Origin of the sequence: Kriegella aquimaris, assembly GCF_900103215.1 — a bacterium.
GTDB classification, from domain to species: Bacteria; Bacteroidota; Bacteroidia; order Flavobacteriales; family Flavobacteriaceae; genus Kriegella; species Kriegella aquimaris.
Genome location: NZ_FNGV01000001.1, coordinates 742,472 through 767,664 on the forward strand (window position 1 = coordinate 742,472; position 25,193 = coordinate 767,664).

The following is a 25,193-nucleotide window of genomic DNA, read 5'->3' on the forward strand; positions in this document are numbered from 1 at the left end:
AGTGAAAAATTATGATTGTACCACTTTTAAAGTGGCTTTATCCCTACTCGTAGAGGTGTCCTTTTTATCTAGTTCGCAAAGCTCAGAATTGTTGGAAACATATTCAGGCACAATTTTTTTCATCAGTTTGACGGTGTTCCCACTGAAGAACATATTGGTAATACACAGTTCGTCAATTTGAGACCTAACCGTTGTATAATCAAGCTCCCGTACTTTACTTATTTTGATTTTCTTATGATAGGTAGGTAAGGTATTCTCTCCATTGGCCAATAACTCTTCATAAAGCTTTTCGCCCGGTCTTAGCCCGGTAATTTTAATATCGATATCATCGGGGAAACTCAAGCCTGATAGCTTAATCATGTTTCTGGCCAAATCATAAATCTTGACCGATTCACCCATGTCGAATATAAATATCTCGCCACCTTCTCCCATCGCACCTGCCTCCAATACAAGTTGAGAAGCTTCGGGTATCGTCATAAAATACCTTGTAACTTCACTATGGGTAACGGTAATTGGCCCTCCCATTTCAATTTGTTTGCGGAATAAAGGAATAACGGAACCATTGGACCCCAAAACGTTGCCAAAACGAGTTGTTATGAATTTTGTTTTCTTTTCTTGCTCCATGCAACTAATGTACATCTCCGCGATTCGTTTGCTGGCACCCATAACGTTGGAAGGGTTCACTGCCTTATCAGTTGAAATGAATACAAATTTTTCAACGCCATAACTCATCGAAAGATCTACAATCGTCTTGGTTCCGGCAATATTGATCTTTATGGCTTCGTAAGAATTATATTCCATTAGAGGAACATGCTTATAGGCCGCAGCATGGAAAACCATATCAGGTTTGTGTTGCTGAAAAATATCATTTAGACGATTCTTATCGCGAATGTCTCCAACTATCGGAACAAAATTAAAATACCCATTCTGTTTTAGTTCTTGCTGTAGATCATAAAGTGCAGATTCTGCCTGATCAATAATAATTAATGATTTATAGGTGTAACCGCATATTTGTCGTACAATTTCGCTACCTATCGAGCCTGCGCCACCGGTCACCAGAATAACCTTGTTTGCTAGCTCTTTTTCAATTTTATCATTTTTAATGCTAATTGGCGCACGATCCAATAAATCTTCAATCTGAACCTGCTTTATCTGAGAGGCTTTCAATTCACCATTTATCCAATCTTCTACCGGTGGTACAATCTTCACCTGAACGGGGAAATCGACCAAGCCTTCAACCAAAAGTCTCAGTTCTTTTTGTCCGATATTCTGAATGGAAAAGATGACTTCCGAAATACTTTTCTTTATTAAAAAATCCTCGGTTAAAACATCTTTGTGATATACCGTAACCCCATTGATTTGCTTTCCCACCTTTTGGTTGTCTCCATCAATGTAGCCCACAACCCTCACTCTGCTTTTTGAGTGGTTGGTCAATGCACTATGGGTCAATATTCCCGATTCACCGGCGCCATATATCAACACATTCTTTACTACCTTCAAATCTCCAACCAAATAACTAGTGTATAATGCTTTAAATACATACCTAGAGGCGGTAAGACCTATGAAACCCAAAAGACTATGTATAATTATAATACTACTTGGAATGGTGAAATTTTCAAATAAATCCCATTGCCGATTTATCAAGACCACCGTAATGGCCAAGATACTTGACAAGCATATAGCGTTAAATATGTTGTACACATCGCGGACCCCCGTATGCCGAACAACACCTTTATAGGAACCAATAATAAGAAAAGAAATCATTGAAATAAAGGCAACAACGGGCAATTGAAAGATTAACTTGTCGACTTCAAAGTCAAAAGTCAAATTAAATCTAATACAATAGGCCAGAAAAAAAGAAAAACTTACAATAGCTACATCGATTGCCAAAACAAGCCACTTAGAGGCATACCGATGTGCATTATGGGTTAGGTAGTTCTGTATCATATTACTTTATTTATACAATGAATAGTTCTATCCAATTCTTCAGTGGTTAAATTTGACCCACTTGGCAAACAAAGCCCTGTATCGAATAAATTCTCTGAAATTCCGTTCGTGTAATTTGGGAATTGCTCGAAAACCGGTTGCATATGCATTGGCTTCCATAGCGGCCGAGATTCAATATTTTCCTCTAATAAACAATGACGTATTTCCTCTCGCATCTCAAAGGAATCGGTTAATACACAGGTCAACCAACGGTTGGAATAATTCTCTTCGGATTCTTCCAAGAATTTAAGTCCTGGTTTATCATTTAAATTTTCTCTATAATACTCATAATTCAATCGTCTTGAGGCAACACGATTATCTAAAACTTCCATCTGCCCCCTACCAATACCCGCAAGAATATTACTCATTCTATAGTTATAACCAATAACGGAATGTTGATAATGCGGGGCATCATCCCTTGCCTGGGTTGCAAGAAAAACGGCTTTTTGCTTTATAAGCTTATTTTTTGTTACCAAAGCTCCTCCACCTGAAGTAGTTATTATCTTGTTTCCATTGAAAGAAAGAATGCCAATGTCTCCAAAAGTACCACATTTGATATTCTTATACATACTACCCAAAGCTTCTGCACTATCTTCCAACACGGGAATACCGTATTCCTCAGAAATTCTTTGGATTTCATCAACCTTATATGGCATTCCATAAAGATGAACCGCAATGATCGCCTTTGGCTTTTTACCTAATCTTATCCGATCTTTAATCGCTTCTTCTAATAATTCGGGAGATAAGTTCCAAGTGTCTTGTTCGCTATCCACAAAAATGGGAATAGCCCCTAAATAAGAGATAGGGTTTGCCGATGCGGAAAAGGTGAAACTCTGGCATAAGACTTCATCCCCTTCTCCCACGCCTAACAACTTAAGACCTAAGTGTATTGCGGCAGTACCAGAACTTAGTGCCGCAACATGGCTAGAGCGTAAAAGATAGCTTTCGATATCGTTTTCAAAACCATCTACGTTCGGCCCTAATGGAGCAATCCAATTGGTATCAAATGCACTGTTAATATAAGACTGTTCTGCGCCGCCCATATGGGGAGACGAAAGCCATATCTTAGTTTTTGTGATTGTATTGGAGTTCAACAAGTTAGATTTTAGGGTTTCTCAAGTGTAAAAGTAAATATACTTTCCTGTTTTGACACCGAAAGTTACTATAATTCGTTAAAGGCGAAAAAATTTCGTTTAACGGCACCCCATTCACTTTTTCAGCCTTTTAATTGCCCTTCTTATCTAAAGATAGGAAATTCTTACATGTAAAACTATACCTATTACTAGGATAGTATGAGTAATAAGTACAAAAATAAATCAACTTAACTATCTAAATATCTTACAACTAAGTGTATTTATAAATCTTTAATTGTAATTCAACACTTACTTATAAGGAAGAAAGTAATAATATGCGGTTTCAAAAAGTAAAAATGAGAATTGGTTAAGGTGATTTGAAGCACGTGCTTGGCCCTTTCCTTTTTTCGTAAATTCGCTGGTAATTTATTCAATCGTTAATTAAAGTAGGGAATACCGAATTTTGTTTGTTTTTAATCGAGTAATTATTTGATTTTGACGTTTTATTTAATTTTTGGGCTGTGATAAAGCTAATTTTGATACTAATATTACATTAACAACCCCTTATTGCTATGAGAAAAAATTACCTTGGTCATTATTTTATACCAGTTTTCTTATTTTTTATAACAGTCACTTTTTCAACTCAAGCTCAAAATCAAGCGCAGGTCGGAGAGTGGAGCGACCCTATTCCATTTAGCATTGTTCCTGTAGCCGCAGCAAATCTCCCTGATGGCAGACTGATTACGTGGGCTTCAAAATTTCGCGACTCGTATACAGAAACCGAAGACGGAATGACCTGGACCGAGATATTCGATCCCTTTGCAGGCACTGATGGTCAAGCGCTTGGTGATTTCACCTCGAATACAGATCATGATATGTTTTGCCCGGGCATTAATAATTTGCCCGATGGTCGCATATTGGCGGCTGGCGGAACGAGTAGTGAAAGAACAAGTATTTACGATCCTGCTACGGGTCTCTGGAGTGTTGCTTCAGATATGAATATTCGACGTGGTTATCAAGGAAATGTTACCCTTGCCGATGGTTCGGTTTTCACATTGGGCGGTTCGTGGAGTGAAAGTACGGCAATTAACGGTAATAAAGATGCCGAACAATGGTCTCCCGAAACCGGATGGTTTCTTTTACCCGGAATTAAAGGCGAGGATATATATAATGCAAATGACTTATCCTTGGAAGAACGAATCTATCGCGTCGACAATCACTTATGGCTTTGGCAAGCGCCTGACGGAAGAATATTTCATGCAGGGCCCAGTGAGCGGATGCATTGGATCGATGTCTCCAGTGGTGGGTCTATAATTGATGCAGGCCCTCGTGGCGGCGACACATATTCAATGAAAGGAACGACTGTCATGTTCGATACGGGAAAAATTTTAAAAGTAGGCGGTTCAAGAACTTACGACAAAGGTACGCCTGCAAAAAACAACTCCTATGTAATTGATATCAATACGCCGACTGCACAGGTAACCCAGGCAGGAAACTTAGCCTTTGAACGTACCATGCACAACAGCACAGTATTGCCAAATGGCCAAGTACTGGTGACCGGGGGTTTGGATCATGCCGAAGTATTTTCAGATACAGGTGCACAATTAACAGCCGAGTTGTTTGACCCCAACACCAACACATGGGAAACGGTAGCCGGTATGCAAACACCAAGAACTTATCATAGTGTTGCCATACTGCTTACGGATGGCCGTGTTTTTGTGGGTGGCGGTGGTCTTTGTGACACCACCCCGGGTTGCGTAAACCATACAGATGCTGAAATCTATAGCCCCCCATATCTGTTCGATGGAACGGGTAATCTCGCAACAAGGCCCACAATTAGTGCTCCTGATGAAGAGGAAAATTACAATACCTCGATTACGGTTACGGGAACGGCCGGCCTTCAAGAATTTAGCTTGATACGCTTTTCCGCCGTAACCCATAGTACCAATAACGAACAGCGTCGAATTCCATTGACATTTACAGAAACTGCTGGTAATTATTCCGTTAATATACCGGATAGAAACATATTGCCTCCTGGATATTATATGCTTTTTGCTATGGATGCCAATGGCGTGCCAAGCGTTGCGGAAACTATTAAAATCGGCTCAGCAATTCCATTGGCCGTCAATCCAAATTTGGTAGCACATTATGAGTTTAACGAAGCATCTGGGGCTGCATTAACCGATATTTCGGGAAACAACAATGATGCAACCATTATTGAACACAACAATTCTGGTACTGCAATACCATTGACCCAAAATTATCTTGGGGCTCCCGGCATATTCGGAAACGCCATTGAGTTAGATGGTTCCGAGTTCGATAGCAATACGATATTAGACATTCCTTATTCCGCTTCTCTAGAAGACACATTAGATGAAATTACGGTCATGGGCTGGGTCTACCGAAATGAAAACGGTTTTAACACGGGCATTCTTTCCCACGATTATCCCGCTATGTTTTTTGGTTTCCACAATGCATTATACAAATGGGAGTTTGTGACCGACAATGGTCAACTCAGCTGTTATGCGGGGTATGTCCCCCCTAATACTTGGGTGCATATTGCTGCTACCTTTAATGGAACCGTTGCCAAACTTTATGCCAATGGCATAGAAGTTTGTAGCAAAACGCTCCCTCCTGGAACAGAATTTAATTTCGACGAGACCAAAAGCTTTACTTCCTCGGGCTTCTATGAACAAAGAACAACGCCCGGTCAAGATGGTCTACCAACCCGTTATAACGGAAGTGGTATTACCGATGAAATCAACGGACGAATTGATGAGCTGAAAATATTTAGAAAAGCCTTGGGTGCCGCAGCTATTGAGCATGAATTTCAAACAGGGCTCGCCTCTGGCGCACCAGACCTTATAGCTTGTGCCCCCGGAGCGATTACCTCCCAATATCAAATTGGTGCGGCAGCAGTTCAAACCGGGGAGTTTGTGACCGTTTCAGAAGGAGCTGACGTTATATTAAGCGCCGCAACTTCAAGTTCTACCTATTATATTACACCGCCAAATGCCGATGAAAATACACGGGTGACAGCACCTCCAGGTATTGGTTCGCCGAATATAACCCCAGGAGCATTGACCCTATCAAATATTCAGGCTTCCGATTCTGGACGCTATGTATTAACGACCGCTGAAGGCTGTATGAGCTTTATCACCGTTCTGGTAAGCGGTAGCTGTGATCCAGGTGACACACCAATCCAAGCAGAGTGGAGCTTGACTGGTGATGATCCATATGAATCAGCCCCGGCCGGAGTGGATGGTCAAATTAATGCTGCACAAGGTGACAAAGTGAGATTGAGCATACTACCCAATGGAATAAATTTTACAGTAACCTATAATGGCAACCAAGTTTATAGCGGTAGAGGTGATTATATTATAGGGGTTGCAACCCCGAGCAATAGCGGGTCCTATTACCTAGAATCTGAGGAAGGCTGTGCGGTAATAATCAACTTAGACGTTGAAGAGGCTGTTTGCGATGCCACTACAATCAAGGCGCAATGGTCTTTGAACAATGGTAACACATATTTTGACGCTCCAGACGAACAATCTGTTAGCATAAATTCGACGACTGGTGACAATGTTCGTTTGAGTATGGTGCCAGATGGTGTTGATTTTACGATTAGACACAATAATGCAGAGGTTTATGCAGGTAGAGGCGACTATCTACTCGGCGTCGTAGACCCTACCAATAGTGGAGATTATATTATAACTACGGCCTCCGGTTGTACCACAACCATCACGCTTAATGTAAGTGATGTAGTTTGTGATGCCACCACCATAAGGTCACAATGGTCGTTAGATGATGGCCAAAGTTATTTTGAGGCACCCAACGAACAACCTATAACTGTTGCGGCCAACACGGGAAATATTGTACGTCTGAGTATGGTTCCCGATGGAATTGATTTTACCATTACCTTCAACGGCTCACAACTATATAGTGGTCGAGGCGATTATATTTTTCCCAACGCCGTGACTCCGGCAAATAGTGGAGATTATATAATCACCAGCGCCCAAGGTTGCAGCACTACCCTTACACTAAATGTGACCGATGTCGTTTGTGATGGCAATGCAATAAAAGCACAATGGTCATTGAACGATGGTCAGACTTATCAGGTGGCTCCAGATGAAACGCCAATAACCGTTGCCGCTCTTACAGGTGACAACGTACGTTTGAGCATGGATCCTGATGGCGTAATCTTTACCATAACTTACGAAGGCGCTCAAGTATATAGTGGCCAGGGTGATTTTCTTTTAGGCGTGGTAGACCCATCTAATAGTGGAAATTACATTATATCTTCTACTGAAGGATGTAGCACAACCCTTACCTTGAACGTTACCGATGCCGCATGTACGGGTGAAGATATTCGGGTTGAATGGTCTACTGATGGAGGATCTTCATATGATGAAGCTCCAGATGAAAAACCTATTGATGCTACTGTAGACACCGGTGACACCGTACTTATAAGCATGCTACCGAATGGTGTAGATTTTACAATTTCATTGGATGGCAACCAAGTATATAGTGGTCGTACCGACTTCGCATTGGGTGCTGTAGATTTCTCGAACAGCGGATCCTACGTAATTACCACGGTTCAGGGGTGTAGCACAACTTTTAATCTTAATGTTAATTGCCCGAGTGGACCCTTTACTCCCGAATACATAATCGACGGTGTGGCAGGAAGTGGAGAAACCACTATAATTGCAGAGGCAGGTACTTCCATAATTTTGGGTACAATTGAAGATAATGTTGCATTTACTATTTCAGGTCCTAATGGAACAACGAGCAATGGAGATTTAGATTTAGGAAATATAATCACCACCCAAGCGGGCGAATATGTTCTCACTTCAGCTGAAGGCTGTACGGCATCACTGAATATAGTGGTTGGAGACCCTTGTGCTCCAGAGAATTTCACGCCCCAATACACCATTGATGGTGCGACAGATAGCGGTAGCGGAACTATTACGGTTTCGGTAGGCACTCCCTTAATTCTCGGTCTGGTACAAACGAACGTCAGTTTTACAGTTACAAACCCTGATGGATCTGTCCAAAACGGAATGCTAGATTTAGGGAATGTAGAATTGGAAAATGCCGGAAACTATACGTTTACATCCGCAGGAGGTTGCAGCGCCCAAATTACTGTAGTAGTAGAGGAATCTTGCCCAGCAGATACCTTTACTCCCCAATACACTGTCGATGGAGAGGCAGCAAGTGGTAGCACAACTATCACCGTTCCTGAAGGCACTCCTTTAATTCTCGGACTTGTACAAACAGATGTCAATTTTACAATTACGCGGCCCGATGAATCTATCAATGATGGTATACTCGATTTGGGCGATTTAGCCCTAGCTCAAAACGGAACTTACATCTTCACCTCTGAAGATGGTTGTACAGCTCAGCTGGCGGTGGTTGTCGAAGAAAGTGGAATCGATCCAGATACCGATGTAGAATTAAAAGATGTTAGGGTTTATCCTAATCCTACTACGGACGGGAAATTGAGTTTTGAACTGAAGGAGTATATGAACGAGATTATCTATCTCAGCTTCTATGATATTTACGGAAAGCTCATACTTCAGAACACAGTGCCTGCCAATCACGGCACAGACCCTGAAATTGATGTTTCAATGTTGAGCCAGGGTATTTATGTTGTTGAGATAGCACGTAGCAATAAAGATGAAAATACGATTAAAAAGATTATAAAATTAAGGTAAAACATATACCAAGACTAAGTACTGAAAAAAGCCCCAACAAAATTCTGTCGGGGCTTTTTTACACATAAGTAGGCAGGGGTTAATTTATTCCGGTTAATTTAAAAATCTACTTCGTCGTTCAAGAAATCTTCCAGATTGGTGTAGCCGTCTCCGTTTCTATCTTTGTTGGCGTCACTTGAATCGTCGGGGTTAAGACCCATTGATTCTTCCCATTCGTCAGACATACCATCACCATCACCATCATAACCAGAAGACCTAGAGGTATTCGACATTGAAGGATAAGATCCCGAACTATTCAATCTACCGTTTCCGGTATTATACTGACTGACCAATCGCTTATCAACAGCATCTCTTGTAGGATAACTTGCGCCTACTTTTGGCATTAAATTGCTTTCCAAGTCATTTGCCGACATAGCAGATGTGCCTGAACTAGCAAAAGCATTGGATTTAATATAAGAGCTCAAATTAGATGACCATTGGGCGCGTCCGGCAGGATTCACATTACCTACAATGTAAGCATGGGTATTGCCCGCACTACCCGTTCCATCATTTTCACCATTGACCAAAGTATTTGCCCGTACCGAAACTTCACGAGACGATTTATACTTATTGTTCACGACCGAAAATTTAGTGCCTATACTAGGATTTGTAAACCAAGTAGATCCATAAACGATATTATTTATCATTTCAAAATCAAGCTGATCAGAAAGTGGATTGTTCGATCTTATATTTCTTTCGCCATTATGTGCAAAAAAGTTTCCGTAATACGAAATATTTGAGGTTCTCTTATAATTAAGTGCCCCGAAACCACTTTCTGATATAACTGAATTTTGAAGCGTTACTTTTTTAATTGTTGAACCTGAAAACCCCCCTACAAGGGCAAAATTTTCATCTCTCACCCAACTTATACTACAATGGTCAACGACAATGTTTTCAATATGGGTGCCATTGTATGCTGAAATATTTATTCCGTCCTCATTACTTCCAGAAGTACCCAGACCCGGTCTTATTTTCAAATATCTTACGATTACGTTGGAAGCACTAATCCGCAATTCTGCCCCTTTGATAAGAATACCATCCCCTGGTGCTGTTTGACCGGCAATGGTAACATTTCCTGATTTGTAAGGTATGTCTAAATAGGTTGAGCAATTGATTGTACCGCCAACCGTAAAAACAATGGTTCTGGCACCGGTCATTTTTAATGCCTCTCTTAAACTGCCAGTTCCTCTATCGTTTAAATTAGTTACTTTCACTATATAACCTCCTCGCCCTCCTGTGGCGTACTTTCCAAAACCTTGGGCGGTAGGGAAGGCCTTTAGTTCTCCATAATTTTTACTTAAATTTCCTTGGGGCACAACTGTTTCTTCCTCTGTTGCACTATTGTCTTCTTCATTGGTGACCGTGACTTTTACCTCTCCGGTTTCCGTGGTAACCGTACCATCTTCATTTTCAGTTTCCGTGGTATAGGTAAACGAATCATCAATGGTCTGGGTCTCTTCTTCTGTCACATTATCTTCAACAATGGGTGTTTCTTCCCTCTCTTCTAAAACCACATTTTCTTCAACCGTTTCAGCTTCATCTTCTTCAACCGTTTCAGCTTCATCAATATCTTCGTCTGAAGCGTTATCTGTGGCCTCTTCTTCTGGGATAGTTGTCGTTTCCTCCATTTCAACAACTGGTACATAAGTCAAGGTGTTATCCTCGTTTATCACAACAACTCCATTGTTGGCAGAAGACGTCTCGACAATCTTTACATTATCGGATTCTACAAACATGTCATTGGACAAAACATCAAGAATGGCACTCTGGTCTAATCTTGTTACGAAAGAATCATCGACCACAAGGTTATTGAGTTCAGAAATTCCCTGAGAACCAGAGTTTACATATTCCGCCAATAATTCAGTGTCGTCGCTACATGAAAGGGAAAAAATTAGAAAAGGGGCAACCATGATAAACTTGGGGGCATTGCCAGTAAGATACTTCATAAAATAGGTTAAGAAATGTTAAATATTTAGATTCTAAGGCTGTGCAAAAATTTTTTGATTTTAATATTACCGATGAAATACATCCTTTGTTCGATGAACTACACAAAATTTACATCAGGGGTATTACGCCCTAAAGGTGTTGTTTGGATCTTAAGAATTCTTGTATTCGATAAACTACCCATATTTTTAACATCTATTAACAATGTCGATAGCCGTTACCTCGAGATTCATTGGGCTAAGTCAGAATGAATGATCAGCAATCATGAAGAACAGTAATCAGTTAAAGGAGCCAAAAACTTTCGTACATACTAACGGGCCGCCTTATTAACCTGTCAGGAACAGAATGAGAAGGACGCCATCAAACAAAGAGACCCTCTAAAAGTATTTAGAGGGTCTCTGTATTAACAAAAATTGCTTTGCTTAAAAATCCACTTCGTTTAAAAAGTCTTCCAGATTAGTATAACCATCAGCATTTCTATCTTTATTACCATCGCTCGGATCGTTTGGATTTAATCCCATAGCGGTTTCCCATTCATTTGAAATTCCGTCTTCATCACTGTCCTGATAAGGTGTTCCGTTAGAAATATCAGGATAACCACCTGCTTCCGAAACACTTTTTTTAATACTTCCAGTACTGTTGAGCACGTCATTTATAAGCCTTTCATCAACACGATCACTATATTTTGATGCTCCAACATCGTTCAATACCGCAGACTGAACGGAACTACTTGGTATGGAAGATATACCAGAATTGAAAATTTTATTATTGGTGATGTAAGGCTGAAGATTCGATGAAATAGAAACGTCTCTACCATTGATAACATTGTCAGATATATATGCGCGCGTTCCACCGATACCACAGTCCGATGACCCTTCAAGCCTAATGGTTTCAAAACGGGTAGAGGTATTCGGACTGGTTTTGTAAACATTTCCGATAATATCAAAGTCGTTGTTGTATGTCGGTTGAGTACCATATTTAAATCCGTAGACCAAATTATTGATCATCTCAAAACTACTAGTACATTTAGAAGACCTTATATTTCGTTCTACATCATGAATCAACAAATTCTTAAATACACTTATATTGGTTGCCCTGCTCCAAAGAAGAAATCCTAAGCCCGTGCTAATATTCTCACCGATTATACTCTTTTGAACAGTAACGTTCTGAACGCTGCTGGTACCGCCAATACCTCCGATTATCAATACTTTATCAGTGGCCCATGTGATGGAGCAATGATCTATCATGATATCTCTTATTTGGTTATTGTTATAGGATGACAAACGTATTCCGTTGACATTGCTACCAGAGACATTACTTCCTGGCCTTATTTTAACATACCTAAGTATTACATTCGATGCAGATATACGTAACTCGGCACCTCGAATAGTGATTCCTCCTCCGGGTGCTGTCTGGCCCGCAATGGTAACATTCCCGGATTTATAGGGTATTTCGAGATATGAATTACAGTCAATTATGCCCCCTACCTTAAATATAATAGTTCTGGCACCTGTTTTTTTAAGCGCATCCCTTAAACTCCCAGGACCACTATCGTTTAAGTTTGTAACGGCAACGACATAACCTCCACGGCCACCAGTCGCATTTTTACCGAACCCTTCTGCAGTAGGAAAAGCTTTTAACGCCCCATAATTTTTATTCTGATCACCTTGATTTTCTGAATTGTCCTCAACTACTTCAACTTCCTCATTTTCAGTTACGATTACAGTAACCGTACCTTCTTCTGTACTAACCGTTTCATCTTCGTTCACAACCTCTGCAGTATATGTAAAGGTATCTGTGGTTTCCTCCGAAGGTTCAGTTTCAGTAGTTTCTTCTTCTACAACCACTTCGCTGGGGGTATCTTCTTCTTGAGGTTGAGTCTCCGGCTCATCCAGTTCCACGTCTTCAACAATAGGCGTATAGGTCAACGTATTATCATCGTTTATCACTACAACACCATTATCGGCAGAAGATGTTTCGATAATTTTCACATTATCAGTTGTTGTAAACATGTCATTGGACAAGACATCAAGAATTACGCTCTGGTCTAATCTAGTGACAAAAGAATCATCGACCACGAGATTATTTAGTTCTGGAATTTCCTGAGAACCAGAAGCTACATACTCCGCTAATAAATCTGTGTCGTTACTGCACGAAAAAGAAAAAAATAGAAATGGGGCAACCAAAATATACTTGGGGGCGTTGCCAAAAAGATACTTCATAAAATAGGTTAAGAATTATTAATGTTAAGATAGTAGGGCACTACTAATTATTTTTATTCAAAATATTATCGATGAAATGCATTTTATTTCGCTGAATTACTTAAAAATTTATATTAAGGGTATTACGCGCTACGAATGTTTTTTGGATGTTTAGAGTTCTTCTATTCGATGAACTACCTATGTTTTTAACATCCATTAACGAAATTAACCATAACAAAACGTGCTTTTCAATGTACCAAGAACAGCAAATAAAAAAATATATTGTTTGGAGACATACAGTTTAACATATTGATTATGTAGTATTTAGATTATCTCTAAAAAAATACATTCTCAAGATTCAAAACCTGGCTCTCGCCAAATTTCAACCCGCTCTTAGATTATTACTGCCCCTATTATACCTTCTGTTTGATCGATGAACGGTCCATATCATCTCCAATTTTATTTATTTAGTTAGCAATGTCAATTTTCATGCTTATTTTACAGGTCTCAACCAATTGTTTACATAAAAACCGAAAAGAATTCTTTCAAATTTTTAACTATCAAAAATCATGGTGATATTTGTAACCAAATGCAAATACAATGAAAATATTGGTTACCGGTGCAGCCGGATTTATTGGATATCATGTTTCAAAAAAATTAATAGGCAACGGACACGAGGTTGTCGGGCTGGATAACATCAATGACTATTATGACATAAATCTAAAGCTCGCCCGATTAAAAGAGTTAGGTATAGAGAGAGATGCTGCCGAACATTTCAACACCTTGACCTCTAGTCATCTTGAATCGGTCCGATTTCAATTTATACGTTTGGCTTTGGAGGATCGCAGTGCCCTACCCCAGCTATTTGAAGGTCAAAAGTTTGATGCAGTCTGTAATTTGGCCGCTCAAGCAGGCGTGCGTTATAGTTTGGAAAATCCTGAGGCCTATATAGATAGTAATGTAGTCGGTTTTCTAAATATTCTTGAATGTTGTAGAAATTATAATATAAAACACTTGGTCTATGCTAGCAGTTCGAGTGTTTATGGTTTAAACGAAAAAATCCCTTTTGAAACGAGTGATAGTGTAGACCACCCAGTTAGTCTATACGCGGCCACAAAAAAAAGTAATGAGCTCATGGCTCATACCTATAGTCATTTATACGGATTTCACACAACCGGTTTACGTTTCTTCACCGTTTACGGACCATGGGGACGACCTGACATGGCCATGTTTCTTTTCACAAAAGCCATATTGAACGGAAAACCCATTAAAGTATTTAATCACGGAAAAATGGAGCGAGACTTTACCTATATCGACGATATTACCGAGGGCGTCGTTCGTATATTGGAAAAAAAGCCTTCCACAATCTCAGAGAGACCTCTCTATAAAATATATAATATAGGAAACAACAACTCGGTTAAGTTGCTTGACTTTATTGACGCAATTGAAAATAGCTTAGATATTAAAGCAGAGCGGCAATTATTACCTATGCAACCGGGCGATGTTGAAAAAACGTGGGCAAATGTTACGGATTTAATGAAAGACTACGATTACCATCCTGACACACCCGTTAGAAAAGGAATAGATGCATTCATTAAATGGTATAGAGAATATTATAATTAAAACATCTATAGATAATACCTGAATACCTTACGCAATCCTCGTTAGTCTATAAAAAAGTAATATTTTCTAATGCGTATTCAAATTTCGACTTGTTATATCCGTAAAATCACCGAAGGAAATATTTATATTTATTAATTAGATCCTGACAAGTGTTGTTTCATCGGAATTACCCTACAGCTTATATAAAAATAAAGGGCAAATTAATTTCTTTTGCCCATCTTTGCACTTCAAAAATAAAACGTAATGGATATAGCCGGACTCAAACTTGATTCCAATTGCAATATTCTCGTAACGGGAGGAGCAGGTTTTATAGGATCTAATCTGTGCGAGTCGCTACTGCTTAATGGCAACAAAGTAGTTTGCTTAGACAATTTTTCTACAGGAAAACGAGAGAATATTTCAACGTTTTTATCCAATGAAAATTTCATATTATTAGAAGGTGACATTCGAAATTTGGCTGATTGCAATAACGCATGTACAAATATTGACTATGTTTTGCACCAAGCTGCCCTCGGTTCTGTTCCAAGATCTATCGAAGACCCTATAACGAGCAATGCTGTTAACGTATCTGGTTTTTTAAATATGCTAGTGGCAGCACGTGACGCCAAAGTAAAGCGTTTTATTTACGCCGCAAGTTCATCTACGTACGGAGATTCGACGAACATGCCAAAAGTGGAAGATATAATTGGAAAACCGCTATCTCCTTATGCAATTACCAAATATGTAAACGAATTATACGCAAATATTTTCAGTAAAACTTATGGTCTAGAAACCATTGGTCTTCGTTATTTCAACGTCTTTGGGAGAAAACAAGATCCAAATGGAGCCTATGCTGCCGTAATACCCAAGTTTGTAATACAGCTCATCAAACATGAATCTCCCATTATAAATGGTGATGGTAGTTACTCAAGAGACTTCACCTATATTGACAACGTTATTCAAATGAATGTCTTGGCGTTGGTTACCAACAATAAAAAAGCGGTTAACACAGTTTACAATGTTGCCTGTGGCGAAAGAACCGATTTAAACGAATTGGTCTCACTTTTGACTAAACATCTGAGTAAATTCGATCCAGAAATAGGCAAAATAAAGGCTATTCATGGTCCAAAAAGACAAGGAGATGTTCCCCATTCATTGGCGTCAATAGAAAAAGCAAAAGAATTGCTGGCTTATGACCCAAAGTTTAACATTCAAGAGGGGCTTAAGGAAGCCCTAACGTGGTACTGGGAAAATTTAAAAAATGAATGATTTAGTCAAACATGACCTTTATCGATATAAGGGAGATACACGCCTAAAATCATTTATTAAGGCATGGCTATTCATACCAGGGTTTAGGTATGTATACCATTTTAGAAAATGTAATAAGTATAAACGAAATTCGGTTTTAGGAATAATACATAGACTGGCCCTAAGAAGGTATTATTTTAAATATGGCATACAAATACCGATTAACACCAAAATAGGCAAAGGCTTTTATATAGGCCACTTTGGCAACATTGTCATAAACAATTCAGCAGTTATTGGCGACAACTGTAATGTAGCACATGGCGTCACGATTGGCCAAATAAATCGAGGCAGAAGAAAAGGAACACCATCCATCGGTAACCAAGTCTGGATAGGGACCGGTAGTGTGGTTGTGGGGAATATCACCATAGGAAACAACGTGCTTATCGCACCGCTCACCTATGTTAACGATGACATCCCTGAAAACAGCTTGGTGATGGGCAACCCTTTTAAGGTCGTACCCCAAGCCAATGCCACAAAAAATTACGTAACTAAAATATTAAATCTAAAATGAACTTAACAGTAATCGGAACTGGCTATGTAGGCCTTGTTAGCGGAACTTGCTTTGCAGAAATGGGCAATACCGTAACGTGTATAGATATTGATGAAAAGAAAATAACTGATTTAAAAGAGGGCATCATACCAATATATGAGCCAGGTTTAGAGGCAATGGTAAAAAGAAATGTGCAAAATAAAACCTTGCACTTTAGCACCAAATTGTCTAATCACTTAGAAAAATGTGATATTGCTTTTATTGCCGTGGGCACACCAATGGGAGAAGATGGGTCTGCTGATTTGAAATATGTTATACAAGTTGCTAGTGAAATTGGCCGGTGTATGACGCATCCGGTAATCGTGGTAGACAAATCTACCGTACCTGTGGGTACTGCCGACAAGGTAAAGAAAGCTATACAAGACGAGCTGGATAAACGAAAGGTATCCATTGCATTCGAAGTAGTTTCAAATCCTGAATTTTTAAAAGAGGGAGATGCCATAAACGATTTCATGAAACCCGATAGGGTCGTAATTGGATCAAATAATGAAGAAGCTACCGAAAAGATGAGGGCTTTGTATGCTCCTTTCTTTCGAAGCAGTATGGATCGATTGATTACAATGGACGTTAGGTCAGCCGAAATGACCAAATATGTGGCAAACGCTATGCTAGCCACAAAGATTTCGTTTATGAACGAGATTGCAAACATTTGCGAATTAGTCGATGCTGACGTAAATAAAGTGCGTATTGGAATCGGTTCTGACAGTAGAATCGGCTATAGTTTCATTTATCCGGGAAGTGGATATGGGGGCTCTTGTTTCCCAAAAGACGTTAAAGCCCTTAAAAAAACAGCGGAAGAGCATGGTTATAAAGCGGAGCTCATTAAATCGGTAGAAGACGTTAATGATCGACAAAAACTTGTCATCGCAAAAAAAGTAATTGATCGCTTCGGGGAAGACCTTAAGGGTAAAACGTTTGCCATTTGGGGGCTTGCTTTTAAGCCGGAAACCGACGATATGCGTGAAGCTCCTGCAATCTACACCATTAATGAATTGGTTAAAAGAGGTGCCAGAATAAATGCCTATGACCCAAAGGCAATGGAGGAAGCCCAACACTTTTATTTGAAGGATTTGGATAATGTTTTCTATTTTCGCTCAAAATATGAAACCTTGAACAATGCAGATGCGATGATTCTGCTCACCGAATGGAAAGAATTCCGTTCTCCTGACTTCGATGAACTCAAAACTCAATTGAACCAACCAGTAGTTTTCGATGGAAGAAATCAGTATAATGACCAATTGATGACAAAAAGAGGTTTTGAGTATTTCCAAATAGGAAAAAGTACTAAATAGAAAATTCTCTAAATAAAAAGGAGTATCCTTAAATTATTAAATAATTCGGATTCGTAAAGAATCTTAACCTTAAGTCATATTAATTTAGTTTTTAATAAAACATCACTTTAAATAAAATAAAATGAATCAACCAAAAATTGCCGTAATTGGTTTAGGATATGTAGGATTGCCTTTGGCTCGTTTGTTCGCTACAAAATACCCAGTTATCGGATTTGATATCAACGAAGCACGGATAAAAGAGCTTAAATCGGGTACCGACAGCACTTTGGAAGTAGAAGATGATGTTCTACAAGGCGTTTTAAGAGATTCACCAAAAATGGAAACAGGCCTCTATTGCTCTAACCAACTTAGCGATATTGAAGATTGTAATTATTACGTGGTTACCGTACCAACTCCGGTAGACAGTACAAACAGGCCTATTTTGACCCCATTGTACAAATCAAGTGAAACAGTTGGAAAAGTATTAAAAAAAGGAGATACCGTAATTTACGAATCAACAGTCTACCCTGGAGTTACCGAACACGAATGTGTACCAGTTTTAGAGCGGGTAAGTGGTTTAAAGTTCAACGAAGATTTTTTCGTAGGATATTCTCCAGAGCGTATTAATCCGGGTGATAAAGAGCATACTGTTGAAAAAATATTGAAAGTAACATCAGGATCCACCCCCGAAGCTGGTATTAAAGTTGATAACCTGTACAAATCCGTTATTACAGCAGGTACACATTTGGCTCCCACAATCAAGGTTGCCGAAGCTGCCAAGGTAATCGAAAATTCACAGCGTGACATCAATATCGCTTTCGTAAATGAGTTGGCCAAAATATTTAACTTGATGGATATCGACACCCATGATGTTTTGGAAGCAGCTGGCACAAAATGGAACTTTTTACCCTTTAAACCAGGTCTTGTTGGAGGACATTGTATAGGAGTCGACCCTTATTACTTGGCACAAAGAGCACAAGAATTCGGATATCATCCGGAAATAATTCTAGCTGGGCGAAGAATGAATGACGGCATGGGAAAATATGTCGCTTCTGAAGTTGTAAAGCTGATGTTACAAAAAGATATCAAGATAAAAGGCTCCAATATTTTGGTACTGGGCATAACGTTCAAAGAGAATTGTCCTGATGTTCGTAATACAAAGGCTGTCGACGTAGTTAAAAATCTAAACAGCTATGGTACAAATGTAACAATATACGACCCGTGGGCTTCACCTAGTGAAGTAAGTCATGAATATGGTCTGAATTCTTTAAAGACCCTTACAGATCAGAATAATTTTGATGCGGTCGTATTGACTGTTGCACACAAACAATTCTTAGATCTTGATTTTGAATCATTAATGGCAGAGAATGGTATTCTTTATGATGTTAAGGGAATTCTAGGTCAACAAAGGGTTGATGGAAGACTTTAGGTCAAATGTCTCATTTGAATAAAAAGAAGACAATTGCTTTTGTAACACATTCATTGGCCGCTGGTGGTGCCGAACGAGTCATCACTACCTTGGCCAATGAATTGTCTACAAGCTATAGCGTGGTGATCATAACCCTTATAGCATTGCCCCCATTTTATCCTCTTAAAAAGAATATTCAATTAGTACATTGCAAAGAAGAAATACCGCCTAGCAAGAACAGTTATCAGGCCATTAGAACCAATTATGAACTGATAAAGAGAATTGTTCATCTTCTAAGGACGCATAAAGTAGACCTTTGTATCGGGTTTCTAACGACATCGAACATCTTGTCTATTATTGCTTCGAAGTATTTGCGAATACCGGTAATCGTTAGTGAAAGAAACAATCCCTATTTAGAGGATGGATTGGTTCCTAAATTTTGGAAAATAATCCGTGGGCGAGTATATCCCTTTACTGATTTTTTGGTAGTACAAACCGAAACGATTAAAAATTACTACAGGGGTAAATTGAAAGAAAATAAACTTGTAATAATACCTAACCCCATAAACCCTGATTTTAAAAGGAGTACTCAGACAAAACGGAAGAATATTATACTCAATGTCGGTAGATTGGCAGACCAAAAACGGCAAGATTTATTGATTAGGGCTTTCGCCAATATCAGACCCAGTGGATGGGAACTTCATATCATAGGCGAAGGTGAGAATAGACCGCAATTGGAAAGCTTGATCAAGCAGCTGAAATTAGACCAAAAAGTTCAATTGATTGGACAGACCAAGAACGTTCAAGAGCATTATGAAACGGGCAAAATATTTGCATTCACATCGAAATACGAAGGCTTCCCCAACGCCCTGTTAGAAGCGATGTATTTCGGAATGGCTTGTGTGTCAACAGACTGCCCATCAGGTCCATCAAGCCTTATTGAAGATGGAACCAATGGGTTTTTAATACCGGTCGATGACCAGAAAGCTTTAGAAGAACGGCTTAGTGCTTTAATCGACAACCGAAAAGAAATAGAAAACATTGGTAAAGCAGCAGAAATAAGTACTACCCGTTTTGCTGTCGGAAAAATAATATCAGAATGGGAAGCACTTTTTAACTTTAAATGAAAACTGTAAATTTTGAAAAAACGATATCTAGAAATCGTTAAAGCCATCTCTGGTCTAAAAAACAATTCTGTTGTCAAAAACATCATCATTGTTGGCGGCATCACATTATTGATAAAAGGAGTTGGTTTTTATAAAGAAACCTTGGTAGCTTCTAGTTTTGGTCTATCGGAACTATTAGATACTTTCTTTATCGCCTTTATCGTTCCAGGCTTTATAAGTACGGTTTTTTTAGGTGCGTTCAAAAGTGTATTTATTCCGAACTACGTCGCCGAACTTGAAACAAAGAACAATATTGCTTCGTTTCAAGGTACAGGATTTTTTGTTACGGCCGCCGTATCGGCACTTTTCATGGCTATCGCTTTCCTTTTTACAGATACCTATTTGCACGTTTTTTTTCCTGATCATACTCCCGAATATTACGGACTAATAAAATCGCAGTTCTACTATTTGCTTCCCTGTATCGCATTTTGGGGATTTTCTTCATTATTGAGTGGTATTTTGAACATACACGACGAATTTAGGTACTCGTCTTTTGAAAGTTTGTTTATTCCCATCGCCATTATAATATGCCTTTTCTTTTTCAAGGATTCTTTAGGGGAAAATGTCTTGGCCATCGGAACGTTGATAGGAACGGTAGCCAGTTTTATTTTCTTGGCAATCATCTGTATTCAAAAAGGACTACTGAACATTTCTTTTCCTGACTTGAAAAATGTGAATGCGAGAATAATGTTCACACAGGTGCCCGCTAAAGTTTCCTCTGGATTTCTAACGGGAATGAATACCATTGTTGATCAATATTTTGCAGCCCAATTGATCGTTGGTTCTATTGCCGCAATAAATTACGGACGCAAAATGCCTGCATTTTTGAGTGGTCTTCTTATAATTGCCCTAACCAATGTATTACTCCCGTATTTCTCAAAAGCTTTAGCAAAAAATAAAGAAAAGACATTTAAAACCATGTTCAAAATGCTCAAACTTCTATTTGTAAGCGTGAGCGTCTGTGTTATTCTAGGCATTTTTGCCTCCGACTTTTTGGTCGAATTATTTTTTGAGCGAAAAGCTTTTACTTCAGATGATACGGTTAAAGTCTCCGATATTCAAAAAATATTCTTGATCTATCTACCATTTTCAATATGTGGAATGGTCATTGTCAATTTTTTGACTAGCATCAATAAAAATGCATTTATGGCCTATGTTTCTTTAGGAGCATTAATATTGAACATCATTTTAGATTATATTCTAATGCAGTATTACGGAGTATTTGGAATAGCCCTATGTACTACAATTGTAATAATCGCGAAGAATTTAGTGTTATTCTTTTACACTTACAAACAGTCGAAATTGACATAAAAAGGTGCTGGAATTATAGCTGACTTTCCAATATTTTTAAAAGAGGTGAGAGCACTGGTCCATTGTTTAATTGGTGTGAATTTATCCCCTGGCCCATAACATTATACTCTATGAGGACCACGTTTTCATCCTTATCGATCGCCAAATCCCATGAAATAATTTTAAAGAAAGGAGCTTCTTGATGTAATTCATTTACCGTTTCTAATACTTTCGACATAAAATTTAATTTAACATCTTCAAACTTGATCCCACTATCAGTGGCTCTAAAAGACTCCCCCGACAATTGATATCCCATTGTATTAAATTGTCCATTTTTCTGTATTCCACATGAAATACCACCTGTTGTGGCATTATCGGTTGAAGAACCTTTTCTTCCAATTCTTACAATCGTCGAAAGAACATCAACTTTATTTTCATTTAAATAGGTCATAATTCGAATCGTATTTAGCGAAGTAGGGTTAAGTGCCTTCAATTGTTCATGCTGTTGAACTATTTTTTGTACTATAAAATCTTTTCCATAATCCTTGAAAACAGTACGAAGTTTTTGACCACTATCAACAACACCATCTTTACAATTAAAAAGTAGTATATTTTTACCCCCACCGGAATCGACCGTTGGTTTAATCACTAGTTCATTACCCGTATCACAAAGACTCAAGGCTTTTCTTTCATCAATTAACTCATCGTTCGAATAAAAGAAACCGTTAATGTTCTTTATGATAGTCTCAGGTTGTTTTACATTAGGGAATCTCTTATCCAAAATATTTTTATCGGTCAACGAAGGAAAGTATATTTTTTGGTTGAGCCTTGGCTCAATATCTATATAAAATAAGTTTTCAGGCATATACTTAGGTGAAAAAAATTGGTTGCAGCCGTAGTAAAATTGGTGCCATTGGGTACTTATGCCTTTTAATTTATATTTGTTATAATATGTATTTATTTCCGCTACTTGGGTATTAGTCAGTTTTTTCGCTCCTTTTGTCTTTATAAGTTTTTTTATTTTGTTTTTCCATGTAATATTGTGGGATATTTTGGTCGTTTTTTTATAAATTTTTAAAGACAAATAAATAATGAAATATATGATTTTCATAAGAATTAAGCTGTTTTAAATAATAAACCAAACCTGTTCACCGAATAGTTTGACAAAAAACAAGTGCATTTCTAGAAACTTTAATATAGCTGTTAGATTATTTAGTCAAATAAGTATTATAGTACTAATTTTGATTTTCAAAGATTTGCTCTCTTTGCTGAATAACCCTTGAGGTACATTTTACAATTTGATGATTTATTCGTCATGTAACACTAAAACCAAAATTAACCATCTTCCCCTAAATATATAATAAACACCCTGTTTTAAATATTATTATGAAGTTGAGGCAATTTAACCAATGTTCAGATTCTCAGATTAAATAATGTATATTCTTAAACTTTTAATATTAGTTTTATTTCTTTGGAACGTTCCAGGTTATCTTCTCGCCTACTTTGGACCTACCCTTGGGGCCATCACTAGCTACGCATCATCTCTATTATTATTAGCCTATTTCTTTTTAGCTAAAGACAAACATAAAGTTTTATTTCCGTTCATATTACTGGGCATTTTATATTTTTCTATTTGCGGTATTCGCTTTGCTGGGCACGAAGTATCAGAATTTCTAAAAGAATTCGTGAAATTTCTAATCGTTGTAGTTTGTGCCGGGGAGGTCTTTCATAGAACCACAAAAAAGGAGCTCTTTATCGTTTTACTAATTGGAGCGCTAAGTATAATCGTGAATGCGGTGATTTTCCCTTTGGCCAATGCTAATTTTTACCCTACTTATGGCCGGTATAGCGGTTTTTATTTAAACCCTAACTTTGCCGGAACGATATGCTTGGTGGGGTATGCCATTAGCTATGCCATAAAAGGCAAATGGTTGCCGATTATTGGACAGCTTATTTTTACGCTGGCCGGTATTCTAACATTCTCCCGAACATTCATACTCATCTGGTTAATCATCAGCATCGTTGCCATCTATCGCAATAAAAATAACTTAAAGGCTCCGATTATTGGCTTTGGTGTATTGATTCTGGTCTTTTTGTTTTCGAACAAATTAACACTGAATACCGAAAGGTTCGATGCCCTTAAAAGTATTTTTACAAGCGATAAGATACAATCTAAAGTCATTGAGAAAGATACCCGAACGGAAACATGGGCGTTATATACCGACATGATAATGGACAAACCTTTGTTAGGTAACGGATACATGAAATTACAGATCAAAAATTCAGTGTTGCCCGGGGTACATAACTCTTATCTAATGACATTGGGAGAAGCAGGGATTCTCCCTTTTTTATTGCTGGTAGGTATTTATGGCTATTTAATGTTTAAAAGCGCATTACTTTTCAAACCGAATCCCGAGTTTTTCTATATTTCTTGTGTGGTTACCGTAGCGCTAATGGTCGGACATGGGTATTTTAACAATTATTTTAATGTTTTAATATCCATGTATTTATTTGTAAGTATACGCCAAACCAAGAATTTTGAGCCAATAAAAGAAAAAAGGCCGGTAAATGAAATATTTCTCAATGACTAACTGGTTTAATATACCTTCAATATAAAAAAGAGAATGATCGGGCTATTAAAGAAAATTTACTATCACCCCCAAGCGGGAAAACCAATAAGGCAATTTTATTATTTTATAAAAGATAATTTTGTATCCGATAAAGCGTACATAATCAACAATTATAAAAAATCGTTCGGAAAAAAACCAAATCTTTTGAATCCTCAAACCTTGAACGAAAAAATAATTTGGTTAAAACTCAACGAACGTACCCCTTTGCATACCCAGTGTGCAGATAAATATGCAGTGAGAGCATACATTTCGAAAAAAATAGGCAGCGAATATTTGGTGCCATTACTATTCCATACTAAAAATCCAAAGGAAATCATTCCTGATAACCTTCCCAATCCCCCTTACATTATAAAGACAAATCACGACAGTGGTGGTGGTATAATAGTAAAGGATGTTTCTAAGGTCGATTGGAACGATGTACAGATGAGGATGAGTAGCAGGTTGGCTAAAAACTATTATAAAACTTCGAAAGAGTGGCAATATAAGAATATCACCCCTCGGATTGTGGTGGAAAAGTTACTTCAAGACCCTGATGGAAATATACCTTTTGATTATAAAATACACTGTTTTAATGGAAAGGTCAACATGATTCAGGTCGATTTGGGACGTGACACTCCAAATCATTATCGAAATTGGTATTCAAGAGAATGGGTAAGGGAACCGTATAAGTGGTCCTCGAAAAAAGAGGGTGACAAATTTACAGACCCCAGCACTAACGATGTAGAAAAACCAAAATCGCTAGAACAAATGATTTCATTGTCAGAGATACTGGCCAGTGCCTTTAATTATGTTAGAGTAGATTGGTACGATGTAAACGACAAACTCTATTTTGGCGAATTGACCTTCCATCATGATGGGGGCTATAGGCCCATACTACCCGAAAAATGGGATTACAAATTGGGCGACAAACTAAATATCCCTCAATTAGCCAATAACAATTGAGGTGTTCTTTTGAGATTGAAAACAATAGTATTTCTATTTTAAAAATCAGCAATAACCTAGTATACTGAA

The 25,193-nt window shown here is 38.3% G+C and carries 15 protein-coding genes; 10 read left to right on the forward strand and 5 right to left on the reverse strand.

Annotation, left to right across the window (positions count from 1 at the left end):
• Nucleotides 1-9: 9 nt before the first annotated feature.
• Together BLS33_RS03180 and BLS33_RS03185 are read right to left on the reverse strand one after the other, a co-directional pair.
• A complete protein-coding gene (locus BLS33_RS03180) occupies nucleotides 10-1,947 on the reverse strand; it encodes a polysaccharide biosynthesis protein (RefSeq protein WP_089885200.1) in 1,938 nt (645 codons plus the stop codon).
• Entirely contained in the window at nucleotides 1,944-3,029 is a 1,086-nt protein-coding gene (locus tag BLS33_RS03185) for a DegT/DnrJ/EryC1/StrS family aminotransferase (protein WP_089885202.1), read from the reverse strand. Before BLS33_RS03185 ends, BLS33_RS03180 begins: the two co-directional genes overlap by 4 nt.
• 602 nt (nucleotides 3,030-3,631) lie before the next feature.
• Between BLS33_RS03185 and BLS33_RS03190 the strand changes: the two genes are divergently transcribed.
• Entirely contained in the window at nucleotides 3,632-8,773 is a 5,142-nt protein-coding gene (locus tag BLS33_RS03190) for a galactose oxidase-like domain-containing protein (protein WP_089885204.1), read from the forward strand.
• 98 nt (nucleotides 8,774-8,871) lie between these two features.
• Here the strand turns inward: BLS33_RS03190 and BLS33_RS03195 are convergent, their stop codons facing one another.
• Nucleotides 8,872-10,758 carry an Ig-like domain-containing protein gene (locus BLS33_RS03195; RefSeq protein WP_089885206.1) on the reverse strand — a complete coding sequence of 629 codons (1,887 nt, stop codon included), beginning with the start codon at nucleotides 10,756-10,758 and terminating at the stop codon, nucleotides 8,872-8,874.
• Between the two features lie 420 nt (nucleotides 10,759-11,178).
• Nucleotides 11,179-12,978 (reverse strand): Ig-like domain-containing protein, encoded by a 1,800-nt coding sequence (locus tag BLS33_RS03200; RefSeq protein WP_089885208.1) that lies wholly within the window; start codon nucleotides 12,976-12,978, stop codon nucleotides 11,179-11,181.
• A 579-nt stretch (nucleotides 12,979-13,557) separates the two neighbouring features.
• On the opposite strand from BLS33_RS03200, the gene BLS33_RS03205 reads away from it, so the two are divergent.
• The 7 genes from BLS33_RS03205 to murJ all read left to right on the forward strand — a co-directional run bounded on the left by BLS33_RS03205 (nucleotide 13,558) and on the right by murJ (nucleotide 21,573).
• On the forward strand, nucleotides 13,558-14,580 hold the full coding sequence (locus BLS33_RS03205) for an NAD-dependent epimerase (RefSeq protein ID WP_089885211.1): 1,023 nt from the start codon (nucleotides 13,558-13,560) through the stop codon (nucleotides 14,578-14,580).
• A 243-nt stretch (nucleotides 14,581-14,823) separates the two neighbouring features.
• The gene (locus tag BLS33_RS03210) at nucleotides 14,824-15,828 is read left to right on the forward strand and encodes an SDR family oxidoreductase (RefSeq protein WP_089885213.1); all 1,005 of its coding nucleotides are present in this window, start codon (nucleotides 14,824-14,826) and stop codon (nucleotides 15,826-15,828) included.
• Nucleotides 15,821-16,378 carry a serine O-acetyltransferase gene (locus BLS33_RS03215; RefSeq protein ID WP_089885215.1) on the forward strand — a complete coding sequence of 186 codons (558 nt, stop codon included), beginning with the start codon at nucleotides 15,821-15,823 and terminating at the stop codon, nucleotides 16,376-16,378. The genes BLS33_RS03210 and BLS33_RS03215 overlap by 8 nt, the downstream gene beginning before the upstream one ends.
• Nucleotides 16,375-17,709, forward strand: a complete 1,335-nt coding sequence (locus BLS33_RS03220; protein WP_089885217.1) for a UDP-glucose dehydrogenase family protein — start codon at nucleotides 16,375-16,377, stop codon at nucleotides 17,707-17,709. The genes BLS33_RS03215 and BLS33_RS03220 overlap by 4 nt, the downstream gene beginning before the upstream one ends.
• Before the next feature lie 121 nt (nucleotides 17,710-17,830).
• Nucleotides 17,831-19,117: a nucleotide sugar dehydrogenase gene (locus BLS33_RS03225; RefSeq protein WP_089885220.1), complete on the forward strand. Its 1,287-nt coding sequence runs from the start codon at nucleotides 17,831-17,833 to the stop codon at nucleotides 19,115-19,117.
• A gap of 14 nt (nucleotides 19,118-19,131) precedes the next feature.
• The gene (locus BLS33_RS03230) at nucleotides 19,132-20,223 is read left to right on the forward strand and encodes a glycosyltransferase family 4 protein (RefSeq protein ID WP_176801310.1); all 1,092 of its coding nucleotides are present in this window, start codon (nucleotides 19,132-19,134) and stop codon (nucleotides 20,221-20,223) included.
• A gap of 12 nt (nucleotides 20,224-20,235) precedes the next feature.
• Nucleotides 20,236-21,573 (forward strand): murein biosynthesis integral membrane protein MurJ, encoded by a 1,338-nt coding sequence (murJ, locus tag BLS33_RS03235; protein WP_245731258.1) that lies wholly within the window; start codon nucleotides 20,236-20,238, stop codon nucleotides 21,571-21,573.
• Between the two features lie 13 nt (nucleotides 21,574-21,586).
• Here the strand turns inward: murJ and BLS33_RS03240 are convergent, their stop codons facing one another.
• A complete protein-coding gene (locus BLS33_RS03240) occupies nucleotides 21,587-22,663 on the reverse strand; it encodes a sugar-transfer associated ATP-grasp domain-containing protein (RefSeq protein WP_089885226.1) in 1,077 nt (358 codons plus the stop codon).
• Between the two features lie 322 nt (nucleotides 22,664-22,985).
• Between BLS33_RS03240 and BLS33_RS03245 the strand changes: the two genes are divergently transcribed.
• A complete protein-coding gene (locus BLS33_RS03245; RefSeq protein ID WP_089885229.1) occupies nucleotides 22,986-24,143 on the forward strand; it encodes an O-antigen ligase family protein in 1,158 nt (385 codons plus the stop codon).
• Nucleotides 24,144-24,176: 33 nt separating this feature from the next.
• On the forward strand, nucleotides 24,177-25,124 hold the full coding sequence (locus BLS33_RS03250; RefSeq protein WP_089885231.1) for an ATP-grasp fold amidoligase family protein: 948 nt from the start codon (nucleotides 24,177-24,179) through the stop codon (nucleotides 25,122-25,124).
• Nucleotides 25,125-25,193: the final 69 nt, after the last annotated feature.

Excerpts from the sequence above, each read along its gene's own strand:
- BLS33_RS03180 (WP_089885200.1), bottom strand. The coding sequence starts at position 1,947 with ATGATACAGAACTACCTAACCCATAATGCACATCGGTATGCCTCTAAG.
- BLS33_RS03185 (WP_089885202.1), bottom strand. The coding sequence starts at position 3,029 with ATGGGCGGCGCAGAACAGTCTTATATTAACAGTGCATTTGATACCAAT.
- BLS33_RS03190 (WP_089885204.1), top strand. The coding sequence starts at position 3,632 with ATGAGAAAAAATTACCTTGGTCATTATTTTATACCAGTTTTCTTATTT.
- BLS33_RS03195 (WP_089885206.1), bottom strand. The coding sequence starts at position 10,758 with ATGAAGTATCTTACTGGCAATGCCCCCAAGTTTATCATGGTTGCCCCT.
- BLS33_RS03200 (WP_089885208.1), bottom strand. The coding sequence starts at position 12,978 with ATGAAGTATCTTTTTGGCAACGCCCCCAAGTATATTTTGGTTGCCCCA.
- BLS33_RS03205 (WP_089885211.1), top strand. The coding sequence starts at position 13,558 with ATGAAAATATTGGTTACCGGTGCAGCCGGATTTATTGGATATCATGTT.
- BLS33_RS03210 (WP_089885213.1), top strand. The coding sequence starts at position 14,824 with ATGGATATAGCCGGACTCAAACTTGATTCCAATTGCAATATTCTCGTA.
- BLS33_RS03215 (WP_089885215.1), top strand. The coding sequence starts at position 15,821 with ATGAATGATTTAGTCAAACATGACCTTTATCGATATAAGGGAGATACA.
- BLS33_RS03220 (WP_089885217.1), top strand. The coding sequence starts at position 16,375 with ATGAACTTAACAGTAATCGGAACTGGCTATGTAGGCCTTGTTAGCGGA.
- BLS33_RS03225 (WP_089885220.1), top strand. The coding sequence starts at position 17,831 with ATGAATCAACCAAAAATTGCCGTAATTGGTTTAGGATATGTAGGATTG.
- BLS33_RS03240 (WP_089885226.1), bottom strand. The coding sequence starts at position 22,663 with ATGAAAATCATATATTTCATTATTTATTTGTCTTTAAAAATTTATAAA.
- BLS33_RS03245 (WP_089885229.1), top strand. The coding sequence starts at position 22,986 with ATGTATATTCTTAAACTTTTAATATTAGTTTTATTTCTTTGGAACGTT.
- BLS33_RS03250 (WP_089885231.1), top strand. The coding sequence starts at position 24,177 with ATGATCGGGCTATTAAAGAAAATTTACTATCACCCCCAAGCGGGAAAA.